We start from the raw sequence: 14,877 nt of genomic DNA, 5'->3' as shown, positions 1-14,877 counted from the left end.
TTTTTAAAGGATGGACTTTATGACTGAAGAAATTATATTTTCATTTGCTTTTCTTTTTTTGTTAATCACAGCTTTTTTTGTTTATAAACATTCATACTATAAAAAATTATTGAAAGAGTTTAAAATTAAAGAAGAGCTTAAAAATCAAAAGTTAAAAGAACAGAAAAAGATAATTGAAGAGTTAAAAGCAAGTATTAAAGGAAAGCTAAAAAATGCACGGAAAATTCATCAAAGAATGTTACCTGACAAATTAGCTGAACCAAATCAATATCTTATAAGTGATTATTATCAACCAGCTGAATATATTGGTGGAGACTATTATAATATTTTTAAAATTGATCATGAGTCACTCGATCCTTTTTTTGAACAGTATTTAATTTATTTTTTCGATGTTTCAGGTCATGGTATTGACAGTACACTTCTATCAATTTTTATAAATGAGAGTATAGAAAATTATTTTAAGCTTCGTCATAATCCAGGGGAAAAATTGTCGACAGCAGAATTGGTCAGTTATATAGATCAGAACTACCAGAAGGAAAGTTTTCCTGATGATTATCTCGTTTGTTTATTTATGGCTGTATTAGATGTTAAAAAAGAAACATTAAGTTACAGCAGTGGTGGATTCCAATTTCCAATTTTTAAATTTGACAGAAAAAATAATTTTGAAGAAATAAATATTGGAGGTTTACCAATATCTTCAGCTCTCGGTGCATTACCAGAATCGCGTCCAGAAAAAATTATGGACTTTAACAAAAATTCAACTTTGTTTTTATCTACAGATGGCCTGTTTGAGCAATCTGATGGAGAAAAGCCTTATTTTGAACAGTTAAAAAAGTTGCTGGTAAAAAACAAACAACTGCCTTCTCCATTTTTAAAGGATCTAATCTGTAGAGATTTCTATAACTTTACTGGTAATAGAAAAGCTGAGGATGATATCACCTTTCTATTTATCGAAAGAGCTGAGACTGAGGTTTTTGACTTTGATTTTGAAAAGAACAACTTTTCTCAAAACAAAACAAAGCTTGATGAGTATTTAAAGCAAAGAAGAAATCTAAATAATAGTTTGCTTAATGAAATAAAATCTATAATAAATAGTTTTATTGAGGCTAATAATTCAAAGTTTGACTTAAAAATATCCGACCAAGAAAACTCAATTATCTTTAGTTTGAAAAAAGAAATGGATTATAAAGATTTGGAGCAGATTTTAAAAAATAATTCTAAATTTGTTTCAGTCAAAGAAGATAATATTGCCTTTGATCATTTTAGCCGTCAAAACTACAAACTTTATTCAGAAAAAATTTATTATAGTTTAAATCATTCAAAAAATTATCTTTATTTAATGCTTTATAAAAATTATGATAAAAAATAGAATATCTGTAATGAATCATTTTAATTTAAAAAAAGGGGGGGTTTTAATTGCTAGAAAAATCATTAGATTTGATTGTAGAAAATAATCAGGCTATTTTAAAATTCGATGGGGAGATAATTTTTGAGAACTCAAATGTACTAAAAGAGGAATCAAAAAATAGACTTGCTCAGAAAACTGAAGTTGACAGTTTAATTCTTGATCTTTCACGAGTGGATTATCTCGACAGCTCGGGAGTTGGTGTATTATTATCATTATTTAAATTCATGAGGGAAAGAGAAGGTTCATTAGCGGTAGCAGAGCCAAACGAAAAGATAAAAAGAGTTTTTGAAGTAACAAAAATGGGAGAAATCATACCTGTTTATGAGACTTTAGAAGCGGCAGTAGAAAAATTGTAAGTATTTACTACAATAAATTGAGGTGTTTGAGTTATGGATGACTTAGACAATTTGAAATTCGAAAGTCATTATCAAATTGGCTGCACTGCTGAAGAAGTATCAGCTGTGATCAAAAAAATTAATAAAGAATGTGAGTTTTTAGATTTTAATTTTGAATTAAAACTGAATTTAGAGCTAGCAGCGAGAGAGATGCTTGCAAATGCAGTAGAACACGGTGCTGCTTCAATATCTTCTGGATCTGACGATACAGATAAGCTCCGGATATTAATTAGTTTAAAAGTTAAAGCTAAAAAGATTTTTTTTACAGTCAAAGATCCTGGCACCGGCTTTAATTGGAAAGAGCGTAACCTAAGTAAAATCCCTTTGATGGAAGAAAAAGGTAGAGGTTTAACGATGATTAAAGCTGTTTCAGATCAAATAATTTTCAATAGTTCCGGTAATAAAATTACTGCTGTTTTTGAACTTTAATTGAATTATAAACTAAGATATTTAAATTTTGGGGGGAATATAGTGTTAAAAAAAATTAAGGGGTCAATGTTTGCCAAATTCGTTCTGTCTTTTTTGTTGATAATAATACTATTTGCTGCAGCAAGTTATGTGGAATATTACTATACACACCGAGTAATTGAAATGGAAGAAGAGATAATGGAAATGCAGGATTTTCAGCTTCAGCTGGCTAATCTAGAGATCGATCACCACTTATGGATGATCAGTCTTTATGATATGATGATTGGTGGAGAAGCACCAGCACTTGGAGACCATACAGAGTGTAATTTAGGTCAGTGGTATTATAATATAACTCCAGAAGATTATTTTAGGGAGCCTTATGAGGAAATGGAGGAGCCTCATACTCATTTACATAGACATGGTCAAGAAGTAGTATCATTATTTACTTCAGGAGAGGAAGAAGCTGCCGAAAGAGTTTTTAACCAGGATATTAAGCCTGATCTAAATCTGGTTAGAGAAAATTTAGGAGAGATGATAGCCTTAACTGAAGCAGAAATTGAAGAGATGATAATTGAAAAAGATGAAATGATGGCTTTTTCAGATACAGTATTCTATTCCGCTGCCATTATTACCCTGCTGTTATCTGCTTTTATTGCCTGGCTGCTGACTAAAACAACTGTGGGACCAATTAATAAACTGGTTGATCTTGCAGATAAGGCAGCTGATGGTGACTTAAGAAATACTGTTGAAACAAAGAAAACAGATGAGATAGGAACTTTGGTCAGTGCTTTTAATAATATGATAGAAACTCTAAGAAACGTTGTTAAAAGTATTGAAGATAATTCAGGTGCTGTTGTAACATCTGTTAAAGATCTAAATGCAGTATCTGAACATACAGGTCAGGGTTCTGAAGATATTGCCCGCAGTATAACAGAGGTTGCAGAGGGCAGTGAAAATATTGGAGTAGAAATTTCGAAAGTGAAAAATGTTGCCTCTCAACTTGATAATGAGGGAGACACCCTTAAAAACAATACAAGTGAAAGTCTTAAACTAGCTGATGAATCAGCGGATTCTGCAGAAAAAGGTCAGAAAGCTATTCAGCAGGCAATAAGTCAGTTAGACGTAGTTAGTGAAACTGTGAATTTTGCAACCGAAGCAATTGAAAAGCTAGGTAAAAGATCTAAGGAAATCGGTGAAATGGTTGTTATGATTGAAGGGATTTCTTCCCAGACAAATCTTTTGGCTTTAAATGCTGCAATTGAAGCTGCTCGAGCCGGAGAAAAAGGACGCGGTTTTTCAGTTGTTGCTGAAGAGGTTAGGGAACTTGCTGAAGAATCATCTGATGTTACTACAAAGATTAATTCTTTAATCGAAGATATTCAGTCAGAAACAACTGCTACAATCAATTCAATGGACACTAATATTGAAGAAGTAAATAAACAGATTCAGATAATTAATCAGGCAGGAAAGTCTCTAGATAAAATGGTTGATGCATCTGAAAAGACAAATAAAAAAGTCAAAGAAATAGATCAATTTGCAGATCATCTTGATCAGATAATTGACACAATCAACCATTCGGTAGATTCAGTTGGTAGTGCTATTGAAAATAATGCAGCTAGTGCTGAAGAGGTTTCTGCTTTAGCAGAAGAACAGAGTGCAACTGTGGAAGAAATTTCTGCATCTGCAGACGAATTGGAAAATATGGCAAAACATTTGCAATCATTGATTGAAGAATTTAAGGTATAAAAATTAGCAGTATTAGTTTAAATTATAAATCCGTCTGTTGACAATAGCAGGCGGTTATTTTTTATAGTATTACAGGGAGTAGATTAAAATGAATAACAAAAAGACAATTTTAATAGTTGATGACAGCCGATTTAATATTAAAATGTTGAGTGATATTTTGAAGGATAAGTTATATAATATTGTTATAGCTGAAAGTGGAGAAGAAGCGCTTGAGATCGTTGAAGTAAATAAACCTGATTTAATTTTGCTTGATATTATGATGCCGGAAATAGATGGTTTTAAAGTTTGTCGAAGACTTAAACAGAATGAGCAAACTGCTTCTATTCCTATTATTTTTATCAGTGGATTAGATAAAAGTAGTGATATTGTAAAAGGTTTTCAGGTTGGTGCGGTTGATTATATTGTAAAGCCATTTCAAAAAGAAGTAGTTTTAGCAAGGGTAAATACTCATTTGAAATTGAATGAAACACAAAACAAACTTAAAAAGACAAATGATGAGTTAAAAAACTTGTTAAAAGAAGTGAAGTATCTTTCTTTTCATGATGAGATGACCGGCTTATATAATAGAAGATATTTTGAAAATGAGATGAGCAGGCTGGCAGGTTCAAGAGAACTGCCAATAACAATTTTAATTTCTGATTTGGACAATCTTAAAAAGATTAATGATAACTATGGACATGACTTGGGTGACACTTATATTAAGGCTGCAGCATCTATTTTGGAAAATTCGATTAGAGCTGAAGATATTGCTGCTAGAATCGGCGGAGATGAGTTTGCAGTTATTTTATCTGGTAGTGGGTGTGAAGCAGCAAAAGCAATTAAAAGTAGAATCAAAAAAAATATAGAAAATTATAATAAGAAAAATAATCTAGCAGCAAATTTAGAAATATCTATTGGTTATGCAGTTAAAACAGAAGTTGAAGAAGATATTACTACACTATTCAAAAGAGCTGATCAAATGATGTATGATGATAAAAACAATTAAATCAAATATTAGATGCTGTTTGAAATTTTTAAACTTGACAGTTTTAATTTGATAATGATATTCTTGCTTAAAGAATACTTTAATCGGGACCTGATTGGAGGAGAATTAATAAATGAATGATATAAATATAAGTCAGAAAATACTAAATAAAGCAGCAGAAATTGAGCCGAGAATTATTGAAATCAGACATCAGATTCATCAGAATCCAGAACTTTCCTTTCAGGAGACGAAAACAGCAGCTCTGGCGGCAGCTGAAATGCGAAAATTAGGATTTGAGGTTAGAGAAAATATTTTTGGAACAGGAGTGACTGCTGATTTTAAAAATTCTGAATCTGAAGATAGTAAAACTCTGTTGATTAGAGCAGATATGGATGCTCTACCTGTGTCTGAAAAGAATGAACTTGACTATATTTCTAAAAATGAAGGGGTAATGCATGCCTGTGGGCATGACGGGCATACTGCAATTTTGATTGGTACGGCTCTAGTTTTAAAAGAGCTGTCTCAGGAGTTTAAAGGCAACCTTAAATTTCTTTTTCAGCCTGGAGAAGAGACATCAGGTGGAGCTGCAGGTATGATTAAAGAGGGAGTACTCGAAAATCCTAAGGTCGATGCAGCTTTGGGACTTCATCTCTGGGGTAGTACTGCCGAAGGAGTAGTGGAATATAAGAGTGGTTCTTTTATGGCTTCACCTGACCATTTTGATCTAAAAATAATCGGCCGTGGAGGCCATGCAGCAAGACCTCATAATACTATTGATCCAATTCCAATTGGAGCTGAAATTATTTCTAACCTCCAAAAAATTATCAGCCGTCGAGTTGACCCTCTCGAATCAGCCGTGATTTCTGTCTGCAATTTTGAATCAGGCAGTACTCATAATGTTATTCCAGATACTGCTTTATTAAAAGCAACTGTTCGCTCTTTAAAACCAGAAATTAGAGAACAGCTGGCTGCAGATATTGAAAAAGTTGTTAAAAATATCTGTGAGATTTATGGTGCAGATTATGAACTTGATTATGTTTTTGGTTATCCACCGGTAATTAATGATTCTGAGATGACAGAACTTTTGGCTAAATCAGCAGTCAAAGTATTAGGTGAAGATCGAGTTCATGAAAGAGAAAAGGCTGAAATGGGGGGCGAAGATTTTTCCTATTTTGGAGAAGAGGTACCAGCAGTTTTTTGTTTTTTAGGTATTGCTCCTGAAGGAGAGATCATAAATCATCACCAGGCAGATTTTAAGTTCAATGATTCGGTCTTAAAAGATGGAATAGCTGTGATGGCTCAAACTGCAGTTGATTTTTTTAATAGTTGATGAGGATTTTGTTCTTTTACTTAAATTCTGGTATAATATATTATTAATAAGCATTGAGTACTGAGTAGAATTGGAGGAAAAAAAGATGGATTACATAAAAAAATCAACTAAACTAGATAATGTTTGTTATGATATTCGAGGACCTGTACTTGCAGAAGCTACCAGGTTGGAAGAAGAGGGCTATACTATTTATAAGTTGAATCTTGGAAATACAGCCCCTTTTGGTTTAAATGCACCTGATGAAATTATTCATGATGTAATGTATAATTTAAAAAATTCTCAGGGCTATTGTGACTCCCAGGGGATTTTCCCGGCCCGAAAAGCAGTAATGCAGTACTATCAGAAAAAAGGAATTATGGACGTAGAAATTGATGATATTTATATTGGAAATGGGGTAAGTGAGTTAATTACTCTGGCAATGCAGGGGCTTTTAAATAATGGAGATGAAGTTTTAATACCAATGCCTGATTATCCTCTTTGGACAGCTTCGGTAAATTTAGCTGGAGGTAAAGCTGTTCACTACATTTGTGACGAGCAGTCTAAATGGTATCCAGATCTGGATGATATTAGAGCTAAGGTTAACGAAAAGACCAAGGCAATTGTAATTATTAATCCTAACAATCCAACTGGTGCTAATTATCCCAATGAAATTTTAGAAGGCATTATAGAGATTGCTAAGGAAAACGAACTAATTATTTACAGTGATGAGATTTACGAGAAAATAACATATAATGGAGCTGAGCACACTTCAATTGCAACTTTAACTGATGATGTTTTAGTTGTTACATTTAGTGGATTATCTAAGTCTCACCGAGTTCCTGGTTTTAGAGCTGGCTGGATGATGCTCAGCGGTCAAAAATATCATGCTGAAAGCTATATTGAGGGATTGAAAATTTTATCTTCAATGCGTCTCTGCAGTAATGTTCCTTCACAATATGCAATTCAGACATCGTTAGGCGGTTATCAGAGTATTGATGATCTGGTACTGCCAGGTGGAAGACTTAAGGAGCAGCGAGATTTGGCCTATAAGCTTTTAACAGATATTCCCGGAATTAGCTGTGTCAAACCAGAAGCTGGACTCTATTTATTCCCAAAAGTTGATACTGAGAGATTTAATATTACAAATGATGAGCGTTTCATTTTGGATTTTCTGATCCAGGAAAAGGTGCTTCTGGTACAGGGTAGTGGTTTTAACTGGCCAGAGCCTGACCATTTTAGAATGGTATTTTTACCTTCAGAAGAAGATTTAAGGATTGCACTCGGTCGTTTGGAGAAATTTTTAAGCAATTACCAGCAGTAACTAAAGATAATTTTAGCAGATAAAATATAAATTAAGGATTGATTTAACCTTGAAGAAGCCATTAATTTTATTAATAATTGCAGTTTTATTTATTTTAACAGTCACTGGCTGCAATCAACAGCAGGCTGAAACAGTATATATCGAGCGGGTTATAGATGGTGATACTGTTAAAACTGCAGCGGGAGATTCAATCCGCCTGCTGGGTGTAGATACTCCAGAGATTGATTGGGAAAATAATGAATCTGAATTTTATGCTGAAGCAGCAAGAGAATTCACAACAGAAAATCTCCTTGGTGAAAATGTATTTTTAGAATATGATCGGGAAAAAGAGGATCATTATGGCCGAATTTTAGCTTATTTAATCCATGATGGAGAAAATTTTAACCAAAAACTTCTGGAAAATGGTTATGCTTCTTTAATGATAGTAGAGCCAAATGATTATTATGAGGCTGAATTCAAGCAGGCTGTAAAAAAAGCTAGAACTTCCAGGTTAGGAATCTGGTCACAGGTGCTGGAGCTTGAGCGAGATCTGCGGGTGATTTCTTATCAAGAAGCAGGCTCATTTATAGGTCAAAGGGTAATTGTTGAAGGAAAAATTTTCAATACAGCAGCTACAGAATCTATTAATTACCTAAATTTTTCTGATGATTATCAGGATACTCTTTCTTTAGTTATTTTCAATCATAATTTAAATCAATTTGACTATCACCCTGCTGATTATATTTTAAATAAAAAAATTAAAGTTTTAGGTGAAATAGAACTCTACCAGGGAAGCCCTCAAATTATTATCAATAATCCAAATGATATTTTGATTATTGAATAAACTTATCTTTTTATGATAGAATTAAGTTAGAGGTAGGAAAGTTTAGTTTTTAGTTTAAAGGAGAGGAGCTAAAAATGAAAACTCTAACGGAAAAAATCAAAAATATCACTGAAGCTGATTTTGATGTACATCACATTTTTAAAGAAATTGTGAAAAAACAGTCTATTTTTACTGAAGATGAAGAGATAATCGATTTGATTTTTATGGAAAGGGAACATTTAAATGAACGGGTTGATTCCTCACCTATTTTTTCCTCGGCTAAGCTTTTGGCTGCAACAACTCACAGTTTAGTTTATGCAGAAGAGGGCTTCAATGAGATCAGTGATAGGTATTTAGGTTATAAGATGAAGCATATTTATTATGATAAAATAAGTGCTATGGAGCTTGATATGTCACTACTTAAAGGCTATTTCCAAATCATAACTTCTTCTTCTGAGCATCCAGAAATAGCGGTAGACTTTAATACTGCTAAATATTATCAGGAATTTGAAAGCTTTGTAAACTCTATTCGCAAAAAAATAATTGTAGATAATAATCGTTAAATTTTAATTAAATTATGATAAAATTAGAAACCCTCTAAGCCTTAGGCCTAGAGGGTTTTGACATTCTTTTAAACGACAGCATTCTTTGGCAGATCTTTATTTTTAAACTGCATATATAGTGCAATTCCGAGCAGTATAACACCAACTATATCTGACTGCCAGCCTGGAATTAAGAGACCGTAAGAACTTCCCAGCAGTAAGATTCTTTCGATAATAGTTGTTTTTCTGTTTAAATAGCCTAAAACAGCAGCAGCTAATGAGAAAACTCCAATAATAGAACTTCCTGTAATTAATATTACCTGAACAGCTGTAGTATTAATTAACAGCAGAGAGGGAGAATAGGCGAAAACAAAAGGCACCACAAAACCTGCAATAGCTAATTTGACAGCTGTTAAACCTGTTTTAAGTGGATTTGAGCCCGCAATTCCGGCTCCTGCATAAGCTGCTAAAGCTGCTGGTGGAGTTAAGTCCGCAACCACTCCAAAGTAAAGTACAAACAAATGAGCTGCTAAAATTGGAACTCCAAGTTCTGTAAGAGCTGGAGCTGCCATTGTAGCCAAAACTATATAAGTAGCGGTTGTAGGTAGTCCAGTTCCTAAAATTGTACAGGCAACCATAGTAAAGAATAAAGCTAAAAAGAGGTTCCCCTGAGACAGTGCTACAGTTAGACTGGTAAATTTAAGGCCCAGACCGGTTAAAGTTGTAACTCCAACTATAAAACCTACAGCAGCACAAGCTGCAGCAACTCCCAGTGCAGAAATTGCACCTTCTCTTAAAGTATCAAGCAGATCCTGGATTCCCATTCGAGTGTCTTTCTTAAGAAAACTTAAGGCAAAAGAAACAATAATTCCTAAAAATGCTGCTCTTAAAGGTGTATAACCTCTAAATAAGTAGTAGAAAATTATAATTAAAGGAGCTATCATGTGTCCTCTTCTTTTTAAGACAGTCAAGAACTTAGGAATTAAATCATCACTCATTCCTTCTAGACCCTGCTTTTTAGCTTCAAAATGAACCATTAAGCCTACAGTAATATAATAGAGAATTGCTGGTAAGATAGCTGCTTTGGCGATTGTCACATAAGGAACTCCAATAAATTCTGCCATGATAAAAGCTGCTGCTCCCATAATTGGAGGCATTATCTGTCCCCCCGTAGAAGCTGAAGCCTCAACTGCAGCTGCAAATTGAGAATTGTAACCAACTTTTTTCATAAGTGGAATTGTAAAAGATCCAGTTGTTACAGTATTGGCAACTGAACTTCCCGAAATTGAACCCATTAAACCACTGGAAACAACAGCTGCTTTTGCTGGTCCACCAGTTGTTCTACCAGTTAGAGATAAAGCAAGGTCGATAAATAAATCTCCAAGTCCCGTTCGTTTAGCAAAAGCCCCCAGAAGTAGAAATAAGAAAATGTAAGTTGCTGATACTCCAAGTGGAATTCCAAAAATACCTTCAGTTGTAAAATACATATGGCTTGCAATTCGAGACCAGGAATAACCGCGGTGGGCTAACATTCCAGGCATCTGCTGCCCATAATGAGCATAAAGCAAAAATAGAATTGAAATTACAGGGAGTTCTGGTCCTAAAGCCCGGCGGGTACCTTCAAGTACTATAATGATTGCTAAAATAGCCATAAATTGATCAAGCTGGTTATACATTCCTGCTCGATGGACTAATGCTTCATAGTTAAAAATTATATAAGATGAAATAGCAATACTGCCTAAAGCCAGAATCATATCAAAAGTCAATAATAATTTATTTTCTTTTTTATGTTTTAAAGTTGGATATAAAAGAAAAATTAGTGTAAAAATAAAACCAAGATGAACTGCTCTTTGTTTTAGCGCAAGAAGCACTCCGAAACCGGCAGTATAAAGATGAAACAAAGATAAAGTTACAGCAATTGCAGAAACAAAGATTGCTGCTAAGCCTGTATAATGCCGATAATCTGTAGTTGGATCATATTTTTTGAGTAATTCATCTTCCTGTAAGTGTTCTTTTTCAGCCATTTTAATACCTCCTTAAGATAAAACTTAAATAGCTAAAATTTGTAGTCTTAATCTGCAGCAGAGTTTCAGTTTTGACTTTTTCATATAATTTAATTGTTTTATTGTCAAAAATAAATTCATGTTGGGCATAATCACTAACTCTGAGCATTATTTCAGGCAGCTGTTGATTTATATTTTCTATTATAAATTTGCCATCTTCTGTTATATAATTTCCCTGCTCAGCTGAAGTGGGAAGCCCTGCTCCGTAAGACTCATATTCTGTTCCTGTCAAAAATATTTCACCGTCTTTAATTTGAAAAAATTCAATAACCGGTGTTTGAGCAACAGAATGTAAATATTTAATACTAAAGTTATCTCCATTTGTCAGTTTTTTTTCCCAGATGATTTTTCCTGCTCGGTAATCAATAATCTGGAGAGTATTAATTTTAAAAATAGAGAGTAAAAAAGTTAGAATTAAAAAAAATAAGATAAGCAAAAAAAATTTAAAGTTTTTGTTTTTTATCATAATAAATGAGAGCCGGGTATTTTTCAATACCCGGTTATCCTCCTTCAAATAGATTTTAGAGGCTTGATATTATTTTTTAAAGTTTATTAAATCAGTTACAAATGATTTATGAAACTTTAAGCTTAATCTAAAATCTAATTTCTAATTCTTAATAATCTTACGTTACGTTACTTCTATAGTCTTAATAATTTACTTAACTTCATCGAAATACTTTTGAGCACCAGGATGTAATTTAACTGTCATACCTGATTCAGCACCATCTAAAGTAATATCTCTAGCTCTATCATGAGCAGCAATTAGAGTTTCTCTATTTTCAAAAATTGCTTTAGTAATATTATAAACAACATCTTCACTTAAATCTGAATCAGCAACTAAAATAGCCTGTAAAGCTACAGTTTGAATATCATTGTCTAGGCCATTGTAGGTTCCAGCTGGAACAGTAGTTCCTGTTAGATAAGGATAAGATTCATTTAAAGAAGCAATATCCTCATCAGTGAAGTTTAATAAGGTAATATCCTGAGTTGCAGCAACATCCATAACTGCAGCAGTAGGAATACCAGCTGTAAGGAAAGCTGCGTCTATTTGTCTATCTTTAAGTCTGCTGGCAGCTTCACCAAATGATAAATAATCTTCTTCAATATCATCATAAGTTAAGCCAAAGAAATTTAGAATCTGACTTGCATTTGCCTCTACACCACTTCCAGGAGCACCAACAGCTACACTTTTACCTTTTAGATCCTGAATACTTTCAATACCTGCATCACTTCGGACAACAATTTGGATTATTTCTGGGTATAATGCAGCAATACCTAACATGTTATTTACTTGATTTCCTTCAAACTGTCTTTCACCATTAACAGCATAACTAGCAATGTCGTTCTGCAGGATTGCAAGTTCTACTTCCTGATTATAAATCAGACGGGTGTTAGTAACAGATGCACCTGTTGATTGAGCAGAAGCATTCATACCATCTATATTTTCATTTAAAACCTTAGCAATCGCTCCTCCTATTGGATAGTAAGTACCTGAGGTACCTCCGGTTGCAATTGAAAGGAAGGTAGTTCCCTGTGCAGAAACCATTCCACTGACTAAAAGACTCAAAACAAGAACAGCACTTAAAATGAATAGAGTGTTTTTACTTTTTAACATAAATTATATCTTCTCCCTTCTTGTAATAAATTAATTTAATTCTTTAACACTTTACTACGAATATTTTTAGAATAAAGTGTTCCTATTCAATTTTACAACATTTGATGTCAAAAAGCAAGAATAGAATTTTAGAAGCAGACTTTGTTAGACCTTATGTAGTGAGATTAAAAGCATTATGAAGTACAATACTTAATATTATAATAATTTAGAAAATAATTTTAACGTGAAAACTTGAACAAGCTCTCTAAATGAGTTATAATAGATTAAAAGTTAATATCTAATCAGCCGGGTTAACTGTCTGAAAGGATACGATATTTTATTACTTCCTGAATTTAAGGATATTTCTGAGGATCAGGGGAGGGGTCTTTTTATGTCTAAATTTAATTCTCAGAGAAAAAATGGGCATTTTGTCCCTGGTTAAAAATAAATTTATGGAGGCGGAAAAATGAAAAAAAGAATTGGCTCAGTTGCGGTTGTTGTAGAACAGAGAGAAAAAGTAAGTAATCAGATTAATAAAATTTTAAGTAAACATGCAGACTGTATTATTGGTCGGATGGGAATTCCTTCTGCTGAACATGGATTATCAATGATTTCATTAATAGTTGAAGGAACTCCGGATGAAATTGGAGCAATGACCGGGCAGCTTGGAAGTTTACCTGGAGTTAATTTAAAATCTGCTTTAACTTCGGTTGAAGTTGAGTAAAAATTATCGCTGTTTATAATGCTCTTAGTATAATATAAGTAAAAAAATAGAAAAAATGGTCCCGTAAACGGAAGGTGCACTAAAATAGGAGGAAAAAAATGAGCGAGATTAATTATTTCAAAGAGGAATTTGGAGAAAATTACAGAACTGAAGTTTGTGATTATATAACTGATGAGAAAATAGAGGATATTTTAGCGGAGGCTGAAGCAACAGATCAAGAAGAGGTGCAGAGAATTATCGATAAGGCACTGGAGCTTAATGGAATTACTCCTGTAGAAGCAGCAACTCTACTCCAGGTTGAGGACGAAGATCTGATTAACAAATTTTTAAAAGCGGCAAGGAAGATAAAAGAAGAAATTTATGGCAAAAGGCTTGTTATTTTTGCCCCTCTATATTTTGCCAATCAGTGTGTCAATGATTGTCTTTACTGTGGATTTCGTAAAGATAACCATCAGGTTAACCGTAAAAAGTTGTCCCAGCAGGAAATTAGGAATGAGGTTGAAGCTTTAGAAAAAGAGGGTCATAAAAGGCTGCTTGTTTTAACAGGTGAAGCACCAAATACTGATCTGGATTATGTAGTTGAAAGCATTAAAACTGCTTATGATGTAAAAACAGAAAATGGAGGGGAAATTAGAAGAATTAATGCAGAAATTGCGCCTTTAAGCACTGAAGATTTCAAAAAACTTAAAGAATCTGAGATTGGAACCTATACCTGTTTTCAGGAAACATATAATCGTAAACAATATGCTAAATTACATCCTTCAGGTCCTAAAAGTAATTTTGAATGGAGATTATCAGTAATGGACAGGGCTCAAGAAGCTGGAATTGATGATGTAGGGATTGGAGCATTGTTTGGACTTTATGATTACAAATTTGATGTAATTGGAATGCTGCTTCATGCGGAGTATTTAGATAAAAAATGGGGTGTGGGACCACATACTGTTTCGGTACCAAGACTTAATCCTGCTTTAGGAACTCCTTTAGATGAAGTACCCTATCCTGTTTCAGATGCTGATTTTAGAAAATTAGTTGCTGTTTTAAGGCTAGCAGTTCCTTATACAGGTATGATATTATCAACCAGAGAAAGCACAGAAATGAGAAATGAATTATTTGAACACGGAGTCTCTCAAATTTCTGCTGGCTCCAGAACAACTCCAGGTGGCTATGAGAAGAAAGAAAAAAATAAAGAAGAGCTGGCTCAATTTTCACTGCATGATCTGCGACCTATAGATGAAATTATTAGTGGAATTGCTGAAGACGGCTATATTCCAAGCTTTTGCACTGCCTGTTATCGTCTGGGCAGGACGGGAAAAGATTTTATGGATTTAGCTAAGCCAGGTAAAATTCAGGAATTCTGTAGGCCAAATGCAATGCTTACTTTTAAAGAGTATTTGCAGGATTATGGAACTGAAACAAGCCGCAAACATGGTAAAAAATGCCTGTCAGATCTAATGGATAGATTGGAAGCAGATAACCCTAAATTGGCAGCAAATATTGCTGATAAGTTAGATGCAATTGCAGAGGGAGAGCACGATTTGTACCTTTAGATTTTTAGTGTAACTAATTTCAAGTTAAGAAACTATTATAAATAAGGAAGTGAA

At 33.6% G+C, this 14,877-nt stretch carries 14 protein-coding genes; 11 read left to right on the top strand and 3 right to left on the bottom strand.

Annotation, left to right across the window (positions count from 1 at the left end; genetic code table 11):
• The first annotated feature begins 19 nt into the window (after positions 1–19).
• From ACZ446_RS10780 to ACZ446_RS10740, 9 genes are all read left to right on the top strand, one after another.
• Positions 20–1,369, top strand: coding sequence for a PP2C family protein-serine/threonine phosphatase (locus ACZ446_RS10780; protein ID WP_464392563.1), 1,350 nt, complete (start codon positions 20–22; stop codon positions 1,367–1,369).
• A gap of 47 nt (positions 1,370–1,416) precedes the next feature.
• On the top strand, positions 1,417–1,764 hold the full coding sequence (locus tag ACZ446_RS10775) for an STAS domain-containing protein (RefSeq protein ID WP_464392562.1): 348 nt from the start codon (positions 1,417–1,419) through the stop codon (positions 1,762–1,764).
• 33 nt (positions 1,765–1,797) lie between these two features.
• On the top strand, positions 1,798–2,232 hold the full coding sequence (locus ACZ446_RS10770) for an ATP-binding protein (protein ID WP_464392561.1): 435 nt from the start codon (positions 1,798–1,800) through the stop codon (positions 2,230–2,232).
• 42 nt (positions 2,233–2,274) lie between these two features.
• A complete protein-coding gene (locus ACZ446_RS10765) occupies positions 2,275–3,957 on the top strand; it encodes a methyl-accepting chemotaxis protein (protein ID WP_464392560.1) in 1,683 nt (560 codons plus the stop codon).
• 88 nt (positions 3,958–4,045) lie between these two features.
• Positions 4,046–4,942 (top strand): diguanylate cyclase, encoded by an 897-nt coding sequence (locus ACZ446_RS10760; protein ID WP_464392559.1) that lies wholly within the window; start codon positions 4,046–4,048, stop codon positions 4,940–4,942.
• 112 nt (positions 4,943–5,054) lie between these two features.
• Positions 5,055–6,251: a M20 metallopeptidase family protein gene (locus ACZ446_RS10755; protein WP_464392558.1), complete on the top strand. Its 1,197-nt coding sequence runs from the start codon at positions 5,055–5,057 to the stop codon at positions 6,249–6,251.
• Positions 6,252–6,336: 85 nt separating this feature from the next.
• The gene (locus tag ACZ446_RS10750; protein WP_464392557.1) at positions 6,337–7,551 is read left to right on the top strand and encodes a pyridoxal phosphate-dependent aminotransferase; all 1,215 of its coding nucleotides are present in this window, start codon (positions 6,337–6,339) and stop codon (positions 7,549–7,551) included.
• A gap of 49 nt (positions 7,552–7,600) precedes the next feature.
• Complete coding sequence (locus ACZ446_RS10745; protein ID WP_464392556.1) at positions 7,601–8,374, top strand: thermonuclease family protein; 774 nt, start codon at positions 7,601–7,603, stop codon at positions 8,372–8,374.
• A gap of 74 nt (positions 8,375–8,448) precedes the next feature.
• Positions 8,449–8,916: a hypothetical protein gene (locus tag ACZ446_RS10740; RefSeq protein ID WP_464392555.1), complete on the top strand. Its 468-nt coding sequence runs from the start codon at positions 8,449–8,451 to the stop codon at positions 8,914–8,916.
• 68 nt (positions 8,917–8,984) lie between these two features.
• Here ACZ446_RS10740 and ACZ446_RS10735 read toward each other — a convergent pair whose 3' ends face one another.
• From ACZ446_RS10735 to ACZ446_RS10725, 3 genes are all read right to left on the bottom strand, one after another.
• A complete protein-coding gene (locus tag ACZ446_RS10735) occupies positions 8,985–10,919 on the bottom strand; it encodes a TRAP transporter permease (protein WP_464392554.1) in 1,935 nt (644 codons plus the stop codon).
• A 1-nt stretch (position 10,920) separates the two neighbouring features.
• The gene (locus ACZ446_RS10730; RefSeq protein ID WP_464392553.1) at positions 10,921–11,424 is read right to left on the bottom strand and encodes a DUF1850 domain-containing protein; all 504 of its coding nucleotides are present in this window, start codon (positions 11,422–11,424) and stop codon (positions 10,921–10,923) included.
• Between the two features lie 189 nt (positions 11,425–11,613).
• Complete coding sequence (locus ACZ446_RS10725; protein WP_464392552.1) at positions 11,614–12,573, bottom strand: TAXI family TRAP transporter solute-binding subunit; 960 nt, start codon at positions 12,571–12,573, stop codon at positions 11,614–11,616.
• Between the two features lie 445 nt (positions 12,574–13,018).
• Between ACZ446_RS10725 and ACZ446_RS10720 the strand changes: the two genes are divergently transcribed.
• Complete coding sequence (locus ACZ446_RS10720) at positions 13,019–13,276, top strand: TM1266 family iron-only hydrogenase system putative regulator (protein ID WP_464392551.1); 258 nt, start codon at positions 13,019–13,021, stop codon at positions 13,274–13,276.
• 98 nt (positions 13,277–13,374) lie between these two features.
• Positions 13,375–14,823: a [FeFe] hydrogenase H-cluster radical SAM maturase HydG gene (gene hydG, locus ACZ446_RS10715; RefSeq protein ID WP_464392550.1), complete on the top strand. Its 1,449-nt coding sequence runs from the start codon at positions 13,375–13,377 to the stop codon at positions 14,821–14,823.
• Positions 14,824–14,877: the final 54 nt, after the last annotated feature.

This window comes from Halanaerobium sehlinense (assembly GCF_055379485.1).
Note: the sequence above shows the minus strand (reverse complement) of the source record. Positions and strands in the feature narration are given on the sequence as shown.